The sequence below is a fragment of the Paenibacillus sp. J22R232 genome (genome assembly GCF_056269165.1).
In genome coordinates, this window is sequence record NZ_JBWDNK010000002.1 from 303,291 (window position 1) to 325,481 (window position 22,191).

Sequence of the window (22,191 nt, forward strand, 5' to 3'; positions counted from 1 at the left end):
CAACAAATACGTCTAGATTCACGGGGATGGAGAGAGGATGAGCCACAGCTTGCAAAGCAATCCAATGATTAAGGGGAAATCAGCTAATAGAGTCGAGAAGGAACAGTTATTTCTAGCGATTTATCTTATCGTATTGCTCGTGCTGACCGTCTATCAAGACTTCCCCTTAGTCAATATGATCGGCGAGATCGGCAGGACACCTATTATTATGCTGCTGCCGCTATTTGTTTTTTGTGAAATCGGGCTGCTTGCCAAGCATAAGCGGGTCATGCACGGCTCGATGCTTCAGAAATATATATTCGGTTTCATTTTGTATTTGAGCTTAATCACAATCGTTTATTTGCTCGTTCAATTTTTGCAGGGCAGCTACAGCTTTGGCTCTGAGGGACTTATGGGCAAAGGGGTAAAGGTACTCATTTATTTTGTGCTAATCCTGCTCTACATCAGGCATATGCAGCTCGTTTTCTCCAAAATCAAAAGCTTCAAAATGCTGTATGGCTGCTTTCTGGCGGTCGTTACATTCCTTGTTATCATCATGATACTGGAGCTTATTAGCATGCCGAACGCATTTACCTATCTCCACTCGGGAAACAATCCCTATTGGCGGGTAAGGATGCTGACCTCAGAGAGCAGCACGACAGGCTCGATCGTCGTCGTATATGCGTCCATCATGGTTTATTTGACTAAGTATTTAAGCGGGTTCGCCCGTACGATTTCGATGATTTACGCAGCTAGCTTCTTTCTGTTTTATATGTTCATTACCGGCTCAAAGGGCTTCATGATCATTATTCTGCTGACGCTGGTCGTCACAATGGTTAAGTTTCTCGACTTCCGCAAAAAGAAAAATTTCATTCTGCTGATTGCCGTCGTATTGGCCATGTACATGTTCATTACTAACTTCTCGGCCGGTTTGCTCAGCTCATTCAGCAATGACATCGAAAACTACACATCCTCCTACACGCGTATGGGAACGATCATTATTGCGCTGATAACTGTTTTTCACAACCCGCTCGGGGTTGGAACCGGAGCCTATCTCATGTATTTCGACAAGTATGTGAATGATTCCATCAGCATGATGTCCCATTTCTATTACAGTACGTTTGGCATTAGCCAAATCAATGCGGGGGAGCTGTTGCAATATTCGGGCTCGGACAAAAACCTAGGCGTCAAATCGGGCTTTTTCCAATGGGTCATGTTTGGCGGATTAATTTCAGTTTTGTTCTTCTATCTGATGGCCAAGAACCTGATTATAAAAGTGAAATCGAGCTCCATTTTGTTTTTAGCGCTTATCTTTATCTTGTTTTCCATGCTGCTCGTTTCATTGGAAATCAAATACGAGGTATGGCTGCTGTTCGCTTTCATCAGCCTTTTCCTCGGAAAAAACGAGCTTCACACCACTAACAGGTCGGGGGTAGCCAAATGAAAATGCTTGTCGTTTGCAGTGATTTCCCATATCCCGCCGACCATGGCGGCAGAGTCGATACTTGGGGGCGAATTAAAGTGCTCTCCGAGCTAGGCTGGAAGATTCATCTGCTCGTGTGCGGCAAACAAACGCCGACGAAGGACGAAATGAAAGCCGTATACGAATATGTGGAGGAAATTACGCTCTGTGACCGCCGCAGCAAGCTGGCGGATCTGCTTCACGTCATTCCGATGCAGGTGCAGTCGCGGAGCGAGCTGAAGAATGTCAAGCTGGCCGGCGATTATGATTACGTGCTGCTCGAGGGCGACTATGTGTACCCGATTCTCGACAATCCGAAGATCAGGCACGATACCGCGATTCTAAGGGTGCATAACGATGAAGCGGTGTACTTCAAGGCACTGGCAAGAAGCACGAAAAACATCGTCCACAAAATGTACTATCACATGGAAAGCAGTAAATTTTCGGTGCTGCAAAAAAGAATGCTGGAGAAGGTCGACAAGTATCTCTTTATTTCCAGCAAGGAGTTCGAAAGCTTCCAGAAACAAAATCCGGAGGCCAAAAGCTTGTTCCTGCCGCCTCCGGTTACGAACGGAAGCTTCGAGGCAGGCGACTTCCGGAGCAAGCATGTCGTCTTTATCGGCTCATTGTTCATGCCTAACAACCGTGAGGCCATTCAGTGGTATCTCGAGCATATTCATCCGCTCATGCTGAAGGAGCCGGAATACAAATTCATTATTGCCGGCAACAGCAGAAAGCAGAGCTTAAGCTGGCTGGATGCCTATGATCTGACTAACGTAATCGTTCATGACACGCCTAAGAGCCTGACGGATATTTACCGAAACGGTTACTTGTTTGTCAATCCGATGCAGAACGGCGCTGGCGTCAAGCTGAAAACGATTGAAGCGATCCAGAACGGCTTGCCGGTGATCTCGACCTCCATTGGTTACGAAGGGACGGGCTTAATCGACAATGAGCATATTATGATCGCGGACCGTCCGGAACAATTTTACGGCAAAATCAAGCAGCTGTTCGATAATCCGCAAACCGCCAAGGCGCTGCTCGATTCATCTCAAGCGTTTCTTCGCATGCACTACAACCATAAAGAGGTGCTGAAGGGTTACATTCAGTCCTTGAATACCAGTTATCAAGTAAAGCAGGTGCTATAGATGAGCAATCGCAAAATCAACGTCTTGTTTGTCACGCATGCCGAGAAAAAAGGCGGGGCTGAGCAAAGCCTCATTCATCTCATCAATTATTTGGACAGCGCCAAATACCGCATCTTTTTATTAAGCCCGCAGGATGCTTCCTACCTGAACGAAATAAGAGCCGACTATACGCATTTCCCGCTGCTGCTCAGCAGCATCAAACAGAAATTTGGCTTGGGCTATCTAGAAACGGTTATGAAGATTAAGGCCTTTGTCCGAAAAAACCGCATCGATATCGTTCACGCCAACGGCTGGAGGGCACCGTGGTATACGGCGCCGCTGAAGCTGCTGGCGAAGAGCAAGCTGATCTGGCATCACCGCGATTATACGCATTTGCGCATGTTCAATCAGGTGCTGCCGAGGTTTTTCGACCAGGTCATCTGCATCTCGCATTTCGTCGCGAATTCGATTCAGGGCAGCAACAAGACGATTATTTACAACGGCGTAGACCCGGAGCTTGCGCTCACGAAAAAAAGCCGGACGTTCATGGAGGATGGCACGCTCGTGATCGGGACGTTCGGCCGAATCGTCGAGTGGAAAAGGTATGATCTCATGATCGAGGCCGTGAAGAAGCTTGCGGACAGCAGCCGGATGAATTGGAAGCTGCTAATCGTCGGCGACGCGTCCGTAGACGGATCGGACGGCTACTACAATGAAATGATTGAAAGAGTGCTGTCTTACGGGCTTGAGCATCATGTCGTCTTCTACGGCTACAGCCAAAAACCGCTCGATGTGATGAAGGAATGCGACTTAACGATTAACTTTTCGCTGAATGAGCCTTTTGGCAGAGTTATCATCGAATCGATGCTCGTTGAGACGCCGGTCATCGTAGCGGATTCCGGCGGGGCACCGGAAATCATCCATGAGACGAAAGGCGGCTTTATCGTCAAGGATGGCGATGTCGAGGAGCTTTATCAGGCTATAAGGCGCGTGTATGACGGTGAGACGGATCACCAAGCGATGTCTAATCAAGGCTACGAAAGCGTCATGAAGGATTTCAATATGAGCACGATCGCACGCAAGGTGGAGCATACGTACCGGAAGCTGTTAACGCCAAGCTTGAAGCCGGAAGCAGCAGGGGGTTCCGATGAGTATCTCATCCAGTCAGATTAGCTTCGGCAAGCTGCTTGCCGTATTGAAGGGAGCTGCCGTTCTGTCGGTCAAGACAAGCTCGGTAGGCAGGCTGGGCCGGATAGCAGGCAAGCTTTCCATGAAGAACAAAGGAAGGCTCATCATGGGAAGAAACGTTTCCTTTCATGCGAAGCCCTTTCCGTCCGCGGTGACGGTTGAGCGCAATGCCGAGCTTATCGTAGGGGACAATGTGTTTTTTAATTACGGGCTCGATATCGGCTGTACGCAGTCGATTCGAATCGGCAGCAACACGATCATCGGGCCGATGGTGAACATAATTGATACGAACTTCCATCCCGTCGACCGATCGGACCAGTCGAAGGGCAAAGCGATCGTGATTTCCGATAACGTGTGGGTCGGTCGCGGCGCGGTTATTTTGCCGGGCGTGACGATCGGTGCCAACTCCGTTATTGCGGCGGGCAGCATCGTGACGCGGGATATTCCGTCGAATGTGCTTGCAGGCGGAACGCCGGCCAAAATAATCCGCGAGCTGGACATTTCGAATGAATGGATTCGCAGATATAACTAATGAAACAAGCAGCAATGATTCTGGCGAGGCTAGGGAGCGTAGGGCGATGAAAGTATGGATGTGGCCGAAATCGAGCGAGCTTAATTTCTATAATGATTTATTGACGGATTCGCTCAGCCGTGAAGGCATGGAAGTAAAGGATCTGAGGCATGGCAAGCTGATGCTGCAGGTCGGACAAGCCAAAGCAGGTGACATCGTGCATATTCATTGGATGCATCATGCTTATCAGAACCGCAATCTGCTGCTGTTCCTCGTAAAGTCTTTCATATTCATTATGACGATGCTTTATTTGAAGGTGAGAAGGGTACAGCTCGTATGGACGATCCACAACTTGTATCCGCATCAAGTGGCTTTTCCGGCGCTGGAGCGATTCATGCGGACGCTCATCTGCAAGTTTTGCAGCAAGCTGCTGGTTGCTTCCGAGTCGATCAAGCGCAAGGTGATGAGGGAGTTCGGCGTACCCGCGGGCAAGCTCTTCGTGGTTAAGCACGGCCATTACCTTGGCGTGTACAAGTCGAAAGGGATCGATTGCCGCAAGGCATACGGAATTAGCGAGGACGCGGATGTTTATTTGTTCCTTGGCGCCATCAAGGCGTATAAAGGCGTCGAGGATTTAATCGAAGCCTTTAACGCAATGAAATCGCGGCAATCCTATCTGATCATTGCGGGCAAAGCCGACAAGCAGATGGAATCCTATCTGAAGCATGTCGAGGATAAGGAAAATATTAAGCTGGACCTGCGCTTCATTCCGAATGAAGAGGTGGCGGATTTAATCAGCGCGGTTGATGTGATGGTCATGCCATACAAAGAGATTACGACCTCGGGCTCAGCGATTCTGGGTTTATCGTTCAGGAAGCTGATCGTGATGCCGGATAACGATTTTATCGATGAGTACTTCAAGGAGGATATGGTCGTCCGCTACAACCCAGCCGACTATAACGGCCTCGAAAACGCGATGAAAGCGGCCTTGAACGTGAAGAAGGAACATAAAACGCCGCAGTATGAAGAGGTGCTCAGAGAGCTAGAATGGAGCACGATCGCGCAAAAAATAAAAAAAGTATACCAAGGATGGGGATAAAAGATGAAGGTTACCGTTGCCATCTGTACCCATAACCGGGCCAAGGATACGGGAGAAGCAATCGAGAGCGTGCTCGCGCAAAACTATGAGCCGGAGCAGATTGAGATCGTTGTGATCGACAACCGCTCGACGGACAACACGGCCGAAGTGGTGGGCTCGTTCGCTCAGCTTCACGGCGCAAGGGTTCGTTACGTGCTAGAGAACAAGCTGGGATTGTCGGTTGCGCGCAACCGAGCGATTAAGGAGGCGAAGGGCGAGTACATTCTGTTCCTTGACGATGACGCGCTGGCTTCGCCCGGCTGGGTTCGGCATATCGTGGAGGTGTTCGAGAGCAGCCCGGACATCGGCTGCGTCGGAGGCAGAATCGACCCGATCTGGGAGGTTGCCGAGCCGGACTGGATTCCGGAAGAGCACCGGTCGGTGTTTACGATACTGGATTACGCGGACAAGGTGAAGGAGATGCCGGCTCCCGCCATTCCATATGGCGCGAACGTCGCATTCCGTGCCAGCGTCTTTCGGCATTTCAAGCCCTTCCGCGAGGATCTGGGCCGTGTCGGAACGAATTTGCTGTCGAGCGAGGAGAGCGAGCTGATTGCGCGGATTAGGGAGCGGTATACGGTATTTTATACGCCGCATGCGTCCGTACAGCATAAAATCGCCAAGGAGCGCACGACGAAGAAATGGTTCCTGAAACGGATTTTCTGGCAAGGGGTAAGCGATGCAGTCAAGCGAAAGGATCGCAGCTTCATGATGGTCGCGAAGCATGTGATCCGGATGGTTCAGGCCATCGGTGCCTCGCTGCTGTCCATCTTCCACTTCAAAAGATTCATTCGCCAAGTTGTGAAAATATGTTACCGCAACGGGTCGCTAGTCGGCATCCTGCGTTATAACGGCAGGGGTTGACGTACAGCTATGGCACAGCTCGCCATTACGAAGGCATGGAGAGGCAACGGGCTCGTTCAGACGATTATGCGGACAAGCGCAACGAATTTGCTCGTCATGGTTATTAGCACGCTGACCTCAATCGTGACGGCACGCATGTTCGGCGTAGTAGGAAAAGGCGAGTTCTCGGCTATTCTATTCTGGCCGACATTGCTCGCGGGTCTTGTAGGGTTCGGATTGCCGACCTCTCTCATCTATAACATGAAACAAAATAAAGGCAGCGCGGGCGATTTTGTAAGAGCAGGGTTTTTGTTTCAAATTCCGGTCAGCATCATCGTTGGCGTCATCGCTTGGATATGGATGCCGACTTGGCTCGGGAATTACCCAGCTGACATTATCGCGGTTGCGAGATGGTATGCGGTGCTCATGTTGCCTATATTGCTGGCGATTAACCTCATCTCGGCGCTCGCGCAGAGCACGAGCAGATTCAACGTATACAACGGGTTGCGATTATGCGTGCCATTGTTTAATCTTGCCGGTTTATCGGCGCTATGGGCAATGGGCGACCTGAGCTTGCGGAATGCATCGGTTGTTTTTTTGGTGACCAGCGTGCTCGTCGTGGCTTGGTCCCTATACAGCATCAGGGATGCGCTGCGCATTGAATGGCTGAAGGGCCTCGGCAACCGGCTGGCTGCCAAAGCGCTGTTCGGCTATGGAAGCAAAGTATTCGGTGTCGAGCTGCTTGGCACGCTTTATTCACAGTTTGATAAAATCATCATCCTCTCCATGCTGACCGCAAGGGAGCTAGGGCTGTACACGGTTGTATATGCGCTGTCTCGCGTATTCAACGTCGTGCAGATGGCGATTACGAATGTCGTGTTTCCCAAGGTAACCGGCATGGAAAATGCAGCGATAATCGCAACGGTTGGCCGGGCGTTCAGGCTTTCCATGCTGCTTATGACCATCGTCGTTATTCCGAGCATGTTCATTGGCAGATACTTGATGGGCATTCTGTTCGGAGCGCCGTTCCTGGAAGCGAGCGGAGCGTTCTATCTCCTCTCCTTCGAATGTATTCTTGGCGGCGGGTCATGGATACTGGCTTCTTCCTTTAATGCGATGGGGCGCCCGGGACTCGTGCTTATGCGCCAGCTCATCGCGCTTGCGGTAACCATCGGCTTATTCTTCCTATTCACGCCGATGTACGGACTTAACGGCATCGCGTTAGCCCTATTGATTGGCGCTGTCATTCGTTTAGCGGTGACGATGGCTTCGATGCGGATTATATTCCGGGTAGGACTGCGCGGAATGTTATTTGACCGGAATGATTTCAAGTTTCTTATCGAGCGACTGAAAGACAAAAAACAACGCAAAGGAGCGCGCTGACATGTTAGTAGAATCGAACGTACACCCGATGGAGGGCCTGAAAAAACAGCTGCTTCAAATCCTGAAGGTGATTCCGCCTGGCTCGAGTATTTATTACGTCGATTATCCGGTTTATAACAACGGCGGCGATCTGCTGATCATGAAAGGGGCGGAGGCGTTCTTCAAAGACAATAGAATTCGCGTCACGGCGCGTTACAGCGTTCTTGATTTCCCCGATAAGCTGGCCATACCGATGGATCAGATCATTGTGCTGCAGGGCGGAGGAAACTTCGGCGATCTGTATCCGGTGCATCAGAAACTGCGCGAGAAAATCGTCAAGGATTATCCGAATCACCGCATCGTCCTTCTTCCGCAGACGATCTTCTTCGAGAAGGATGCGGAGTATGACCGGACGGCAGCGATATTCAACGCCCACAAGGACGTGCATCTATTCGTAAGAGACACGTTGTCCTATGGCGTAGCCGCTCAAAAATTCGATAAATGCTGCGTGTATTTATCGCCGGACATGGCACATCAGCTATGGCCAATATTGCCCAAAAGCACACCCGGCAAGGAGCTGCTATGCTTCTTCCGGACTGACATTGAGAAAACAAGCGAGCAGGAGAGCTTTGAATCGGCGGGGAGGGGCGATTACCTGGACTGGGCGTCACTTTACAACCGCGTCGAAAGAAGGTCGATCAAGATGATCGGGCAGATGATGACGAAGAGCGGCGTACCGCTCCCCATGCAGGCGATCTGGGGCAAATATTCGGACTATCTGGTCGATAAGGCAGTCAAACGCTTCAGCGGCTACCGGGTCGTGCAAACCTCAAGACTGCATGGTCATATCCTGTCCTGCTTGATGGACAAGCCGAACACGCTGCTCGATAATTCATACGGCAAAAATTCCAATTACTACAACACATGGACCAGCAGCATCAAATCGGCGCAGCTGGTGATGAAAAAGTAAGCAAGCTGCTCGTTTTATGATATAGGCCGATTATGCTCCATAAAAACCGATTGGGAGGAATCATTATGAAAATTGTTCTTCTATCAGGAGGCTCAGGCAAGCGGCTGTGGCCGTTGTCGAACGAGTCGAGGTCCAAGCAATTCCTGAAGGTGCTCAAAAATGCGGAAGGCGAGCGGGAATCCATGGTTCAGCGAGTATGGGGCCAGCTATCGAGCGCCGGATTGCGCGAGCATTCCTATATCGCAACGAGCAAGCCGCAGGTCGATATGATTCATAGCCAGCTTGGAAGCGAGATTGAGGTTATCGTTGAGCCGGAAAGAAGAGATACCTTCCCGGCTATCGCACTAGCGGCTACTTACTTGTATTCGGTACAAGGCGTGAGCTTGAACGAGACGGTTGTCGTGATGCCGGTCGATCCGTTCGTAGAGGAGTCGTTTTTCCACAAAACGAAGGAGCTTGAGCTTGTACTGAATGAATCAGGCGCGGATTTGGCGCTAATGGGCGTCAAGCCGACCTATCCGTCCGAGAAATACGGCTATATCGTGCCGGAGCCTGCTGCTTCGGAGGATGAAATATTTGTCAATGTTCACAGCTTCAAAGAGAAACCCCGCGAAGATGAAGCGGTAGCGATGATTGAACAGGCTGCGCTTTGGAACTGCGGGGTTTTCGCTTTCAAGCTCGATTTCCTCATTAACATATTGATCGTGAATGAGCTGCCCATTCAGTATGACGAGATGCTGAAGCAGTACGCCAAGCTTCCGAAGAACAGCTTTGACTACGAGATTGTCGAGAAATCCAATCATATCGTAGCGCTGCCGTTTGATGGCGACTGGAAGGATCTTGGTACTTGGAACACGCTGACGGAGGAAATCGAGACACCGTTGATCGGCAGAGGCATTATTACCGGAGACTCGGTCAATACGCATGTCATCAATGAGCTTGATATTCCAATCACGCTGCTGAATGTTTCCAACGTGGTCGTTGCGGCCAGCCCGGACGGGATTTTGGTTTCGGATAAGGCTTCGAGTCCGATGATCAAGGAAGTCATGAAGCATTCCGATCAACGGCCGATGTACGAGGAACGACGCTGGGGCCGTTATCGCGTGCTGGATTACTTGAAATATCCAAATGGCAAGGAAGTATTGACCAAACGGATCTGCGTTGCGCCGGGGCGGAATTTAAGCTATCAATATCACCAGCTTAGGGATGAAGTATGGACAATCGTTGCCGGACATGGAGTGATGGTCCTGAATGGCCAGAGCTTCCAAGTGAGCGAAGGCGACGTTTTAACGATATCAAGGGAAAGCCTGCACAGCCTGCGGGCAGAAACCGAGATGGACATCATTGAGGTGCAGACCGGCACGGAGCTGATTGAAGAGGACATCGTACGGCTAGCTTTTGATTGGAAAGAAATTTTGGGATTGTGCACGGTATAACTAATTGAATGAATGAAGGAGCGATGGGCATGAACATCACGGTTATCGGAACGGGCTATGTTGGGCTTGTATCAGGAATTTGTTATGCGGAGCTGGGCAACCGTGTCATTTGCGTAGACAAGGATCCTCGCAAAATAGACATATTGAATGCAGGCGGCATCCCCATTTACGAGCCTGGCCTGAAAGAGCTGGCTGCATCGAACCGTGAAGCGGGTATGCTGACCTTCACGACCGATCTGCAGGATGCAGTCCGCCAATCGGAAATTATTATCTTGGCTGTTGGGACGCCTCCTTTGCCGAATGGCGAGGCGAATCTCTCTTACATCAACCAAGCCGCTATCGAAATTGCCGAGGCAATGAACGGTTACAAAATCATAGCGGTCAAAAGCACGGTACCGGTCGGCACGAATGAACGGCTTGCAAGCTTAATCGGCGAATACACAAAAGAGCGATTCGACAGCATTTCGCTGCCGGAGTTTTTAAGAGAGGGCTCGGCGATTCAGGATACGCTGAATCCCGACCGCATTATTATCGGAGCGAGCTCGAAATCAGCTGCGGATGTGATGACGCTGCTGCATATTCCGCTTACGGAGCAAATCGTCGTAACGGATATTCGCAGCGCGGAGATGATCAAGTACGCCTCCAACGCCTTCCTTGCAACGAAGATATCATTCATTAACGAAATCGCAAACATCTGCGAGAAGGTTGGCGCCGATGTCACCAAGGTCGCTGAGGGTATGGGCTACGATAGGCGGATCGGCCCATCCTTCCTGAAAGCGGGCATCGGTTATGGCGGCTCCTGCTTTCCGAAGGATACGAGTGCATTGATTCAGATAGCCGGGCATGTCGATTACGAATTCAAGCTGCTTCGTTCGGTTGTTGAAGTCAACCAGGATCAGCGCTTCAACGTTATCCGCAAGCTCGAGACGATTTTCCATCACGAGCTGCATGGCAAGACCATCGCGGTTTGGGGGCTTTCCTTCAAGCCAAACACGGACGACGTCCGCGATTCCCCGGCAGCCGAGATCATTCAGCACTTGGTTGATAATGGCGTGAAGGTAAAAGCCTATGATCCTATCGCAACGGAAAACTTCCGCTCTATTTATGACATTAACGGGGTAGATTGGTGCCTGAGCGCATTGGAGGCGGCACAGGGCGCAGATGCGTTATGCTTGCTGACCGAGTGGGAGGAATTCTCGCGCGTTGATCTCGGGACGCTCCAGAAGGTGCTGAGCAGTCCTATCCTAATCGACGGCCGCAACGTATTTGAAGAGGAAGATTTGCTCGGTACTGAATTCGTGTATTATTCTGTTGGCCGTCCCAGCTTGAATCAAGGCGTCAAGGAGCAAATGCCCGTTCTGCAATTCTAGACCAAAATGATGATCAGAGGTGACGAAATGACGTTTAGAAAAAAGATCACTTTATCCGCGCTTGCGCTGTCGATGCTCACTGCGTCGCTAGGCGGGTTGCCGTTAAGCCAAAAGGGGCTTGCGGAGAAGCTTGGACTTAGCCAAACGGCATATGCCGCTGAGGCGGAATTGCCATCCAGCGTATTTCTGGATCGCATGAAAAACCTGTATGCCGCGCTTGCGGCAGGCGATCCCACGGATATGCAGGAGGTCAGAAATTTCCGCGATGAGATTGCTGGGCTTGATGAGGCGTCAAATGTGCATTTAATCGACCCTATTTGGTCTAAAATCAGCGCTAAGCTGCCTGAGACGGTAGATCAAGCAGCATTAAAGGCCAGCTTATTCCGGATCATCAAGGCGGTCGGCTCCTTCCGCTATGATCCAGCCGCTTCCGATTTGGAGGCTATCCGCACCAACCCTGAATTCCGTGCGACAATCAAGACGATTGCAGCGGCAGGCGGTGATGAAAACATTAGGCTGGATGACTTCCTCGTCTTTCTCTTCGGTGACGGTGCCAGCCGCAAAGGGGTCGAAGGTACAATCGGCAGCTTGCTGGCTAAGAAGTCGCCCGTAGAGCTGATTCAGCTGCTTGGCAACAAGCAAGGGATAACGGCTGTCCTGCTCGAAGCAACCGAAGAGCTGCTTGGAGAAACCGGACAATACAAGTTCAGCGCGATTATGGAAAACCTCGGCATCACGCCGCAGGACGTGAGATCAACGGTGCTGCAGTTCCAGGTTAAGCTGAAAAAGGACGAGCCTGCAATCAGCGCAATGACCGTCGCTTATATCCGTTCGGCAGCGAAGTCGGATGTGAAGGTAACGGATGAGGGCCGCACGCACGCGTATAGCTTGAATGTATTTGGCGTTTCCGTCTATCCGGCTGTGCTGCAGTGGTCAAAGGCATCAGGCGATGCGAACGTGACCGTGAAGCCAACAGGCGTCGTGACGATTCCAGGGGATGCGGCAAGCGGAACGGCAGTGATACAAGCGAAGCTAATCAATCCGTACGGCGGTGCGGCAAAGGTTGTATATGAACAAGAAGTGACGCTGAAAGCAGCAGCAGCGGAAGAAACGGAGTTTCCGGCGGAGACTTTCCTAGCACGCATGAAAAAGGTGCAGGAGGCGCTTGCTGCAGGGGATCCAGCCGATATCCAAGCCATTATTCAATTGCGCAACGAGCTTAGCCAGCTCACCTTTGCCAACGATCAAGCATTAATTGATCCGATCTGGAATAAGCTGTCTGCGAAGCTGCCGGAAGGCGCAGATCAGGCCGCATTGAAGGAAGGCTTATTCAACATATTCAAAGCCGTGATATCGATTCCTTACGATGGGCAGGCTGCCAGCCTGGAGAGCATTCGCAATAATCCTGAATTCCGGGCCACATTGAAGGAGCTCGGCAAAGCGGGCGGTGAGCCAAGCTTTGTCGTGGATGACATCCTCGTCTTCTTCTTTGGTTCAGAAGAAGCGGGTAGCGGATTAGACGGAGCGATCCGGAGCCATCTTGCAGGCTTGTCACCGTCTGGCCTGCTTCAGCTGCTTGGCGATAAGCAAGCATTGCCCGCGCTGCTGCTTCAGAAGGCAGGGCTTCTCTTAAGCGATACGGAAAACTATAAAGTCAGCTCCGCATTGAACGGGCTTGGCGTTACCGCGAAGGAGTTTAACGCAACTTGGGTTAATTTCCAGCAGCAGCTCAAGAAGGACGAGCCGGCGCTTAACGCGTTGACGATTGCTTTGCTGCGGTCAGAAGCGGTAGAGACCGCTAAAGTTAGCGAGAACGGGCGCGAGCAGAAGCTCAGCTTGAAGGTGTTCGGCGTGGATGTGCCGGCGCTTGCGCTTAGATGGAGCAAAGTATCCGGCAGTCAAAGCGTGAAGGTGGATGCGAACGGAACCATTACGCTGAACCGCGACGCGGAGAACGGAAAGGCGATTGTTCGTGCTACCTTCATTAATCCATACGGCGGGACAGCAAAGGTCGTATTCGAGAAGGAAATCACATTAACGGCGGGAGAGGGCGACCACTTCCCTGCTGAAGAGTTTCTTGCCAGAATGAATAAGCTGCATGCGGCGCTGCTTGCAGGCGACCCAGCTGATGTGCAGGATGTCCGCAACCTGCGCGACGAGATGGCAAAGCTGGACTTTGCCAAGGATCAGGCGTTAATCGATCCGATATGGAACCGAATCGCCTCTCATTTGCCTGCCGAGATAGACAAGGCAGAGCTGAAGAAGAGCTTGTTCCAAATGATCAAGGCGGTGGGATCGATTCAATACGATCCTGAAGCAAAGCAGCTGGAAGCCATTCGTACGAATCCGGAGTTCCGCGCAACGCTGAAGACGATTGCCGCAGCAGGCGGCGTCGAAAACCTGACGATGGATGATTTCCTCGTCCTCATGTTCGGTGACGGCGACGAGCGCCTGGGCGTTGAAGGCACGATGCGCGCTATGATTTCAAAAATGAGCGCTAAAGACCTTGCCCAGCTACTCGGCAACAAAGAAAAAATCAATACGGTTTTAACGGAGGCAATGGGCAAGATTCTAGTGGCCAAGGACGATTATGCGCTAAGCAAAGCGTTCTTTAATCTAGGCGTTAGGCCGGTGGATGTGTATGCAACCGTCCTGAAATTCCGAGTAAAGCTGAAATACGAGGAAAAGGCGCTTAACGCGTTAACCGTTGCTTATGTTCGCTCCGAGGTTGTCTCCTCCGTCAAGATTTCGGCAAACGGCACGCAGCATGAATACACGCTGAAGCTGATGGGCAAAGAGCTTCCGACTTCGATCTTGCGATGGAAAAAAGTATCAGGCAGCAAAGATGTCACGGTCGACTCGCGAGGTAAGGTTACGATTCCGAAGAAGGTAGCGGAAGGCAAAGCGGTCATTCAAGCGACGCTGATCAACCCTTACGGAGGCTCGGCCAAAATCGTATTCCAGCAGGAGGTAACGCTGGTTAACGACAAGGTCGTGCTTGATCCGAAGGAAGAGTTCAAGAAAATTGCCGAAGCGCTGGACGAGAAGCTTGATGCTGTCAAAAAGGAGCTGAAGGCTGCCAAGGATGACGAGCAGAAAGCCGAGCTGATCGTCAAGGTTGTTCAAGCCCGCAATGAAGCGCTGAATGCCATCAATAAAGTTGAAACGACCAATGCGCTCAAGAACAAAGCGATCAATGAGACGAAGAGCAAGGTCAACAAGCTTCTAACGACGATTATTACGGAAATTATGCGTTCTTAAAAGGCAGCCAGTTCACCTTCTCCTCCGAGAGGGCGGACTGGCTTCTTTTCAAAATATAGGAAAGTATATCATTTTGCCAACTTTCTCTATATTTCTACGCGAAACGTTAGTTTCGCCGCTAGAGGACGGCTTTAGCCGTTTACGCTTTTTCAAAACGGAAGGTGGTAGTCACTGGCATGAGCCAAGGAAACTCAAGAAAAAAAAGACGCCCGCGTTTCAGTAAACCAGACACCGTTAATGTCATACTGGGATCGCTAGCAGTCATCTTAATACTGGCATGGGGTGGTCTGTATTGGGACAAAACGACGGACCAATCGTTTGTAGTTAACGCAAAAGGAGCGCCGCCCGTTATGATCGCGGAGCTGGATGGCACGATTATCCCGACGGAAGCGCCGCCTACAGCGAAGCCTGCCGTAGTGGCGAAGCCTGGGAAAACGGAGCAAGCAGGCAAACCGAATGAACCGGTCGCAGAGCTCCCTGCTTCAAGCGAGGCTCCTGAGCAAACGCCAGAAACGGAGAGCGTGCAAACAGAACAGCCGGCTGAAACGCCGCGTCCGGTTAAAACGCCAAAGCCTGCAAGCACGGCAAAGCCGGATAAAGGAACGGCTACGAAGCCGGGCACGGTCAGTACGCCAAAGCCAGAGGAAGAGCCAGCAGCCGAGACAGAGCCACCGGTAAACCCTGCTGTGAAATACGAGCAGCAGCTAGCGCAGGTTCAAGCGAAATGCACCCAGGATATGGGCGGGATACTGGCAGGCGCCGAAGCAAGCGTTGCACAGCTTGATATGTCAGATCCGTATGCTTTCCAGGAGCTGAATCAGAAGTGGATGGACGGGCTGTCGAATGCTGAGGCCGATTGTAATGCAAAGTTCCAAGGATTGATTAGCAGTGCGGAAAAGGATGGGGTACAGCAAGGTGATATCGAGGAGTGGGAGCAAACTTACAGCAGTCTGATGCTGCAGCTTCAAAGTGAATTTGAAGCGAAGCTGCTGCTGTTAATGGGAGGCTAACTATTCATCCTTGGGCAGGGTACGGTCGCGGAGAACGCGTTCGAGCAAGCTGCGAATGAGCTCTAGATCGTCCCTCTCCAAAGGTACTCCGTCCCAATGAAGCTGCTCATAATTTAAATATTCCTTTGCATTATGGTTAAGCTCGGCAGGCGGTTCCGGATAATCGGTCAATCCCAGAAGATAATCAGCGGACGTGCGAAGCTTGCGCGAGATCGTCTGGATGGATTCGATGGTTGGCTGTCGATAGCCGGATTCATAGCCCGCGTACGTGCTTTTGGCAACACCTAAGTAATCGGCCAATTCCTGCATCGTCAATTTCCTCGTTTTACGCAGCTGCTTCAATCGCTTCGCGAACATCGTGATCCCCCTCTCCAACGTCTCTATTCTATCAATCTAATTGTTGGGTAAACGCACACATAATTATAGCATGTTTACCATTTGCATGTACAAGTCTGAATGTTGATATCATATGAACGTTTAAAGCCTTTCAAGAGGCTTGAACGGTTTGCGCGCAAGGACACTTCGGTTCTTTTTCTCGGTTTGTTTGCTTATCCTAAAATAGATGGACGTGCAGGCAAACGGCTTCCGCTTGCATCGTTTCATCCCGTTAGGAGGCTTACGGATGAAAGCAAGCATATCGGGAAAAGTCATGCTCATTTACGGAAGCATCGTTCTGCTCATTATCGCGATCACCTTCTGGCTATCCTATCAAGGCACGGTCGGCAGGCTGGAATCTGACCTGACGAAGACGAATCTAGCACTGCTCGGGCAAGTGGATCAGAAGATGGAAGCGGCTTTCCGGCAGACGGAAAAGGATCTGCTCGCGCTAATGGAGGAGCTTGAATTTGTTTATTTCATGCTGGACAGCTATGACGACGATGCCCAGCGCTATAGCAACTACTACGCGCTAACGACCAAATTGAAGCATTTTATTAATACGAATCCGAATTTTTCTTCCATATTCATTTATTCTGCCGTGAACGGGGATATATTGACCGAGAAGGCTTATATGAACGATATCTCGCAAGGCGACAACTGGCTGGATGATTACATAGAGATGCCAGGCTATTCCAAATGGCTGACCACTCATCCCGTGTGGGATGGCACGGCGACGAAAAACGTTGTCACGCTTATACGTTCCTATCCGACGCTCAGCCGCCCTGGTTACCGGAACGGCATAGCGGCCGTGAACATTAGCGAGGATGTCATCTACAGCATGATTCAATCGGTGTATGACAATAACGCAAGCGGTCATTTGTTTGTCTTCGACGCGGAAGGGAATGTCGTCAGCCATGATGACAAGACGATGCTGTACCAGAACCGAAAGCAGCTGCCTTATATGAAAAGCATTTTGGAAGCAGAAGGAAGCGGATCCTTGCGGATAAAGCAAGACGGCGTTCCGCAAACGGTATTCTACAGAACCTCCGCCTATACAGGCTGGAAGGTAGTCAGCATCCTGCCGGAATCACAGATCTATGAGCCGATTAGGCTTACCCGCAATTTGTTGTTCGCTTTAGCGGGCGGCATGATTATCGCTGCGCTAGGCGTGCTGTTCTACATTAACCGCTTGACGTTTAGGCCGCTTGATCGCCTTGTCGGGAGGCTTGCTGGAGCATACCAGCCGGATGCCAAGAAGCAAGGTTTTGACACGGCGGGGGTTGCCTATTTGGAGTCTGTATTCGAGAGGATGCTGCTCGATCGGGAGCATCTGGAGAAGCATGTCAGAGATTCGAAGTCCGTATTGAAATGGCGATTGATCATGGACATGCTGGCTGGCTATCGAACGGATTACCAGGCGCTTCAGCACCATCTGGAATTTACGGGCATCCGCCTTTACCCAGAGCGTTATCTTGTGTGTACGGCGGAAATCGGCAAGCCGGAGGGCGGCATTAGCCCGCGGGACGAGACGCTGTATACGTATGTATTCTGCAACGTAGCGGAGGAGCTCATGGGAAAGGAAAGCAGGGGCGCGGCAATCGACCTGGGCGGCGGACGAGCTGTGCTGCTCTTCAGCTTTGCGGAAGGGGATGCGGAACAGCACCATTTGCGTGCGCTCGCCATGGTAGAGCTGCTGCTTGAAATCATTAAAAAGCAATTCGGATTAGTCGTTACTGCCGGCGTAGGCAGGGGCGTCAGGGCGCTCAAGGACATTCAAAGCTCCTATACCGAATCACGGAAGGCGCTTCGGTATAAGCTGCTGTTCGGCCAGCATGCCGTCATCTCGATTGAGGATATTCAGCCTTCCGACAGCCAGCAATACTATCGCCTAAGCCGGAAAACGGCCCGAATTATGGAGATGCTTAAGCTGGCTGATATAGCCAAGCTGGGGGTTGAGGTCCGCCAAGCATTCGAGCAGGCGGTGGAGCAGGGCCTAGCTCCGGATTTCATTCGCCAGTTCTCCTTTGACTTGATCGTCAAAGCGCTTCAGACCGCTGACTCGCTCGGAATTGGACCGGAGGAGTCGATGGGAAATCTCGATAGCATCTACGAGAAAATCGAGCAGACGGAGGACTGGAAGCACGCGGAGCAGCTCGTTCTCGTCGTTCTGAATGAGCTGGCAGGCAAGCTTGCGAGCAAGCGCAGCCAGCGGGGAAAGAGCGATACCATTGACCGGATGGTGGGCTACATTCAGAGCCATTATCATGAAAGCGACTTCTCGCTGGATCGGTTAGCCGAGCATTTCCAGCTAAGTCCTACGTACATAAGCAAGCAATTCAAAGAATACACCGAGCGAAATTTCATCGATTACCTCATCGAGGCTCGCATCGATGCGTCCAAAGCCTTGCTTGCAGCTACCAACCTTAAAGTAAACGAGGTGTCCGAGGCAGTAGGGTATATGAATACGCGAAGCTTTCTGCGGACCTTCAAAAAATATACGGGAAAGACACCGACCGAATACCGGGAGCTGTCACCGGGCGATCGCCCGTGAATGCTTGCAGGGAGCAGGATTCCACGCAAGCGGCAGCGGAAGAATGCACCTGTTCAAAAAAAGAGACCCGCCTTTTCGCAGCAAAAGACACTAGGCACAGAACATGTCTATTTTCAACCTTCCCCATCTCGGATACGATCGAAGCGTAAACGGAGGATAAGGGGGGAATGACGATCTGGATCCGGCTTAAACGGGATAGGCATCTGTACTTCATGCTCCTGCCGATTATCTTGTTTTATGTTCTGTTTAAATATGCTCCGATGGCGGGGGAAATCATTGCGTTCAAAAATTACCGGTTTGCGGACGGGATCTGGGGAAGCGATTGGGTAGGCTTTCGGCATTTCCGCATGCTGTTTCAAAGCGTGGATTTCTGGAGGGTGCTGCGGAATACGCTCCTGCTGAACGCGTACAGCCTTGTTTTTGGATTTCCGGTGCCCATCCTGCTTGCCCTGCTGCTTAATGAGGTACGCAAGGAATGGTACAAAAGAACGGTGCAGAACCTGCTGTATTTGCCGCATTTCATCTCTTGGGTCGTACTTGGCGGCATCGTCATTGCCGTTTTATCGCCGAGCACAGGTGTCGTGAATTTGATTCTAAGGCAGGCTTTCGGCATAGAGCCGGTTTATTTTATGGCGGACTCGGCGTGGTGGCCAGTCGTTTACACGCTGTCCGGCATTTGGCGCGAGGCAGGGTGGGGCACTATTTTGTATTTGGCAGCGATGGCGTCTATTGACCCACTGCTGTATGAGGCAGCCAAAATCGACGGGGCGAGCAAGTGGCGGCAGATCTGGCATATTACGCTGCCAGGCATACGCAGCACGATCGCTATATTATTGATTCTCCGAATGGGGCATATGATGGATGTCGGCTTGGAGCAGACTTTGGTGCTCCAGAACCAGTCGGTTCTTGATGTCGCGGACGTAATCAGCACCTATGTGTACCGTGTCGGGCTGCAAAACATGAACTACAGCTATACGACTGCGCTGGGGCTGTTCCAATCCTTAATTGGCTTCCTTCTCGTTGTCTCTGTCAATCAACTAATCCGCAGATTCGGCGAGAGGGGGCTGTGGTGACAATGAAAAGGACATCGCGGGCATATTGGATCGCCGAAGGAATGGGGAGAGGGTTGCTTTACATGTTTTTAGGCCTCTCCTCACTGCTCGCTCTTTTCCCGTTGTGGTATGAGCTCGCAGCTTCTTTTAGCAGCAGCAGAGCGATAACGGCAGGCGAGGTGCTGCTGTGGCCGGTCGAATTCAATCTGCATGCTTATAATCGCCTGTTCGAAGACGGGCAGATCCTGGTTGCCATGCGCAATACGGTTGTGATCACGCTTATTGGCACATCGCTAAATATGCTCATGACGATTCTTGCGGCTTATCCGCTCTCCAAGCGCAGGCTTATGGGACGCAGCGGACTGCTTCTGTTCATCACGTTCACGATGCTGTTCGTATCCGGCATCATTCCTAGCTTTATTCTAGTGAAGTCACTCGGTTTGGTGGACACATATTGGTCACTGTGGCTTCCTGCCTTAATTAGCACCTATAACCTATTTGTGATGAAAACCTTCATGGAGGGCTTGCCGGAGGAGATTGAGGAGTCGGCAGCAATGGACGGTGCCGGCGACTGGCGGATTCTGACGCAGGTTATGCTGCCGCTGTGCAAGCCGATTATCGCGTCTCTTTCCTTGTTCTATGCGGTAGGCTGGTGGAATTCCTATTTTCAGGTCCTGCTGTACATTACCAAAAGCTCGCATCAATCGCTGATGGTGAAGCTGTATCAGATGATCAACCAGGTGGATGCCAGCCTGCTTAACCATGCAGGAGGCAGCGAAGGCGCAGAGCAGATTTTATTGACGCCGGAAGGGATCAAAGCAGCGGCAATCATCATTGCCGTTACGCCGATTCTGTGCGTATATCCGTTCCTGCAGAAGCATTTCGTCAAAGGCGTTTTAATCGGATCGGTGAAAGGCTAAAGGGGCAAAGGGGATGGGCATGGTATGAGAAAAAAGAAGATCGGCACAACGGTAATCGCCATTAGCTTGCTGCTGGCATTGCTCGCTGGCTGCACGGGCGGCTCGGAGAAAGCGGAGCCGTCAAGTACGCAGAAGGCTGGACAGGACACCGCAGCCGAAGCTAAAAAAGAAATTAGCGTGTCCATACTGGACCGGGGCGAAGTAGAGGCGGAGGAAGGCAGTTACGAGAATAACCGCTGGACGAGGTGGATAAACGACAACGCGCCAGCCAAGGTCAACTGGATTCCGGTGCCGCGCACGCAAGTCCAGCAGAAGCTGAACACGCTAATCGCATCCGGGGCGGCGCCGGACCTGATCTGGGAATATGATCGGAGCTACATTAGCCAGCTGGCGGCGCAGGGCGCCATTCAGCCCGTAGACGGCTATATCGAGAAATACAGCACGACCTATAAAGCTTATTTGGAGAAGCACCCGGAGCTGAAGCCTTTCCTCACGATTAACGGGAAAATGTATGCGCTCGCCAGCGTACGCGGGCAGGAAACGGTAGCCAATCACGGCATTATGATCCGTCAGGATTGGCTGGATAAGCTGGGCCTGAAGGCGCCTACGACGGTTGAGGAGCTGCTTGACGTTGCACGCAAGTTCAAGGAAGGCGACCCGGATGGCAATGGCAGCGCGGATACGGTACCGATTACGTTTAACTATAACGGTGTACAAATAATGAGAGCCTTCTTTTTCAACAATGAGAACCAATGGTATTTAGAGGACGGGAAGCTCTCCTTTGGCCGCATACTGGATCGCTATACGGATTCGCTGGCTCTTCAGAAGCAGCTGTTCGACGAAGGCTTGATTGACAAAGAATATATTACGGACACTAATTTCCAGCGCTCGCTTCAGCTGTGGACGACTGGCAAATCAGGCATTTATCTTGGCTCATGGACGATGGGCTCGGAATTCGTGGACCTGAAGAAAAATGTGCCGGATGCCAAGGTGGTTCCGCTTGAGCCTGTCGCTTCCTCCTATGGCCGGAACGGTCTTTACCAGGAAGTACCTGCCAATATGTACATCGCATTTAACGCGAGCATGAAAGAAGACAAAGCAGAGGCTGCCATCCAATTTCTGGACTGGATGCTGGAAGCGGGCTGGGAGCCGCTGCGGATCGGCGAGCCGGATGTCCACTATAAGCTTGTGGGAGAAGTGCCGCAGAAGACGGATGCCGACCTATTCCGGAAGGAAGTTTTTTATGCAAGAGAGTATGCGATTCTGAACGAATGGGATCCAAAGCCGGAATGGTTCTCGGTGATGGCGGCTCAGGATCCGATTTCCCAGGAGCAGGCGAAGCTTAAGGCGGATGGGCTCGTGACAGCCATGAAAAATAACTATCGGAGGGATATCGCCTACAATCCCGATTTGCCCGAGGTAAGCCAGCTGATTGCAACGTTCGCGCCGATTGCCCAGCAGATTGAAGCCAAAATCGTAACTGGCGGGGGCGCATTGTCGCCGCAGGACGGCATGGCGGATATGAGAAAGGAATGGAAGCGGCTTGGCGGAGAGAACGTGGAGAAGCTCGTGCAGGAATGGTATGAGAGCAACGAACAAAACTTGAAGTAGAGGGGGAGGCTCTTCCCGCATG

Annotated in this window: 17 protein-coding genes; 16 read left to right on the top strand and 1 reads right to left on the bottom strand. The window is 51.4% G+C overall.

Translation table 11 applies throughout. From position 1 onward, the window contains the following. Positions 1–37: 37 nt before the first annotated feature. From AC0YN3_RS07700 to AC0YN3_RS07755, 12 genes are all read left to right on the top strand, one after another. Positions 38–1,423 (top strand): hypothetical protein, encoded by a 1,386-nt coding sequence (locus tag AC0YN3_RS07700; RefSeq protein ID WP_475774530.1) that lies wholly within the window; start codon positions 38–40, stop codon positions 1,421–1,423. Beyond that, positions 1,420–2,589, top strand: coding sequence for a glycosyltransferase family 4 protein (locus AC0YN3_RS07705; RefSeq protein WP_475774531.1), 1,170 nt, complete (start codon positions 1,420–1,422; stop codon positions 2,587–2,589). Before AC0YN3_RS07700 ends, AC0YN3_RS07705 begins: the two co-directional genes overlap by 4 nt. Beyond that, complete coding sequence (locus tag AC0YN3_RS07710) at positions 2,590–3,741, top strand: glycosyltransferase (protein WP_475774532.1); 1,152 nt, start codon at positions 2,590–2,592, stop codon at positions 3,739–3,741. Next, entirely contained in the window at positions 3,716–4,288 is a 573-nt protein-coding gene (locus AC0YN3_RS07715; RefSeq protein ID WP_475774533.1) for an LbetaH domain-containing protein, read from the top strand. Before AC0YN3_RS07710 ends, AC0YN3_RS07715 begins: the two co-directional genes overlap by 26 nt. A gap of 46 nt (positions 4,289–4,334) precedes the next feature. After that, complete coding sequence (locus tag AC0YN3_RS07720; RefSeq protein WP_475774534.1) at positions 4,335–5,366, top strand: glycosyltransferase family 4 protein; 1,032 nt, start codon at positions 4,335–4,337, stop codon at positions 5,364–5,366. 3 nt (positions 5,367–5,369) lie between these two features. Further along, positions 5,370–6,269, top strand: coding sequence for a glycosyltransferase (locus AC0YN3_RS07725; RefSeq protein ID WP_475774535.1), 900 nt, complete (start codon positions 5,370–5,372; stop codon positions 6,267–6,269). A 9-nt stretch (positions 6,270–6,278) separates the two neighbouring features. After that, positions 6,279–7,631, top strand: coding sequence for an oligosaccharide flippase family protein (locus tag AC0YN3_RS07730; RefSeq protein ID WP_475774536.1), 1,353 nt, complete (start codon positions 6,279–6,281; stop codon positions 7,629–7,631). Between the two features lies 1 nt (position 7,632). Then, on the top strand, positions 7,633–8,580 hold the full coding sequence (locus AC0YN3_RS07735) for a polysaccharide pyruvyl transferase family protein (protein ID WP_475774537.1): 948 nt from the start codon (positions 7,633–7,635) through the stop codon (positions 8,578–8,580). A 65-nt stretch (positions 8,581–8,645) separates the two neighbouring features. Then, positions 8,646–10,016, top strand: a complete 1,371-nt coding sequence (locus AC0YN3_RS07740) for a sugar phosphate nucleotidyltransferase (protein ID WP_475774538.1) — start codon at positions 8,646–8,648, stop codon at positions 10,014–10,016. A 29-nt stretch (positions 10,017–10,045) separates the two neighbouring features. Next, positions 10,046–11,386 (top strand): UDP-glucose dehydrogenase family protein, encoded by a 1,341-nt coding sequence (locus tag AC0YN3_RS07745; protein ID WP_475774539.1) that lies wholly within the window; start codon positions 10,046–10,048, stop codon positions 11,384–11,386. A gap of 27 nt (positions 11,387–11,413) precedes the next feature. Continuing rightward, complete coding sequence (locus AC0YN3_RS07750; RefSeq protein WP_475774540.1) at positions 11,414–14,647, top strand: DUF1542 domain-containing protein; 3,234 nt, start codon at positions 11,414–11,416, stop codon at positions 14,645–14,647. A 176-nt stretch (positions 14,648–14,823) separates the two neighbouring features. Continuing rightward, a complete protein-coding gene (locus AC0YN3_RS07755; protein WP_475774541.1) occupies positions 14,824–15,657 on the top strand; it encodes a hypothetical protein in 834 nt (277 codons plus the stop codon). On the opposite strand, the gene AC0YN3_RS07760 is transcribed toward AC0YN3_RS07755, so the two are convergent. After that, on the bottom strand, positions 15,658–16,014 hold the full coding sequence (locus tag AC0YN3_RS07760) for a helix-turn-helix domain-containing protein (protein WP_183569684.1): 357 nt from the start codon (positions 16,012–16,014) through the stop codon (positions 15,658–15,660). A gap of 265 nt (positions 16,015–16,279) precedes the next feature. Here AC0YN3_RS07760 and AC0YN3_RS07765 point away from each other — a divergent pair, with 265 nt between their 5' ends. From AC0YN3_RS07765 to AC0YN3_RS07780, 4 genes are all read left to right on the top strand, one after another. Then, positions 16,280–18,586 (top strand): helix-turn-helix domain-containing protein, encoded by a 2,307-nt coding sequence (locus AC0YN3_RS07765; protein ID WP_475774542.1) that lies wholly within the window; start codon positions 16,280–16,282, stop codon positions 18,584–18,586. Between the two features lie 167 nt (positions 18,587–18,753). After that, positions 18,754–19,659, top strand: coding sequence for an ABC transporter permease (locus AC0YN3_RS07770; protein WP_475774543.1), 906 nt, complete (start codon positions 18,754–18,756; stop codon positions 19,657–19,659). A gap of 2 nt (positions 19,660–19,661) precedes the next feature. Next, complete coding sequence (locus AC0YN3_RS07775) at positions 19,662–20,558, top strand: carbohydrate ABC transporter permease (protein ID WP_475774544.1); 897 nt, start codon at positions 19,662–19,664, stop codon at positions 20,556–20,558. A gap of 24 nt (positions 20,559–20,582) precedes the next feature. Next, on the top strand, positions 20,583–22,169 hold the full coding sequence (locus tag AC0YN3_RS07780; protein ID WP_475774545.1) for an extracellular solute-binding protein: 1,587 nt from the start codon (positions 20,583–20,585) through the stop codon (positions 22,167–22,169). Positions 22,170–22,191: the final 22 nt, after the last annotated feature.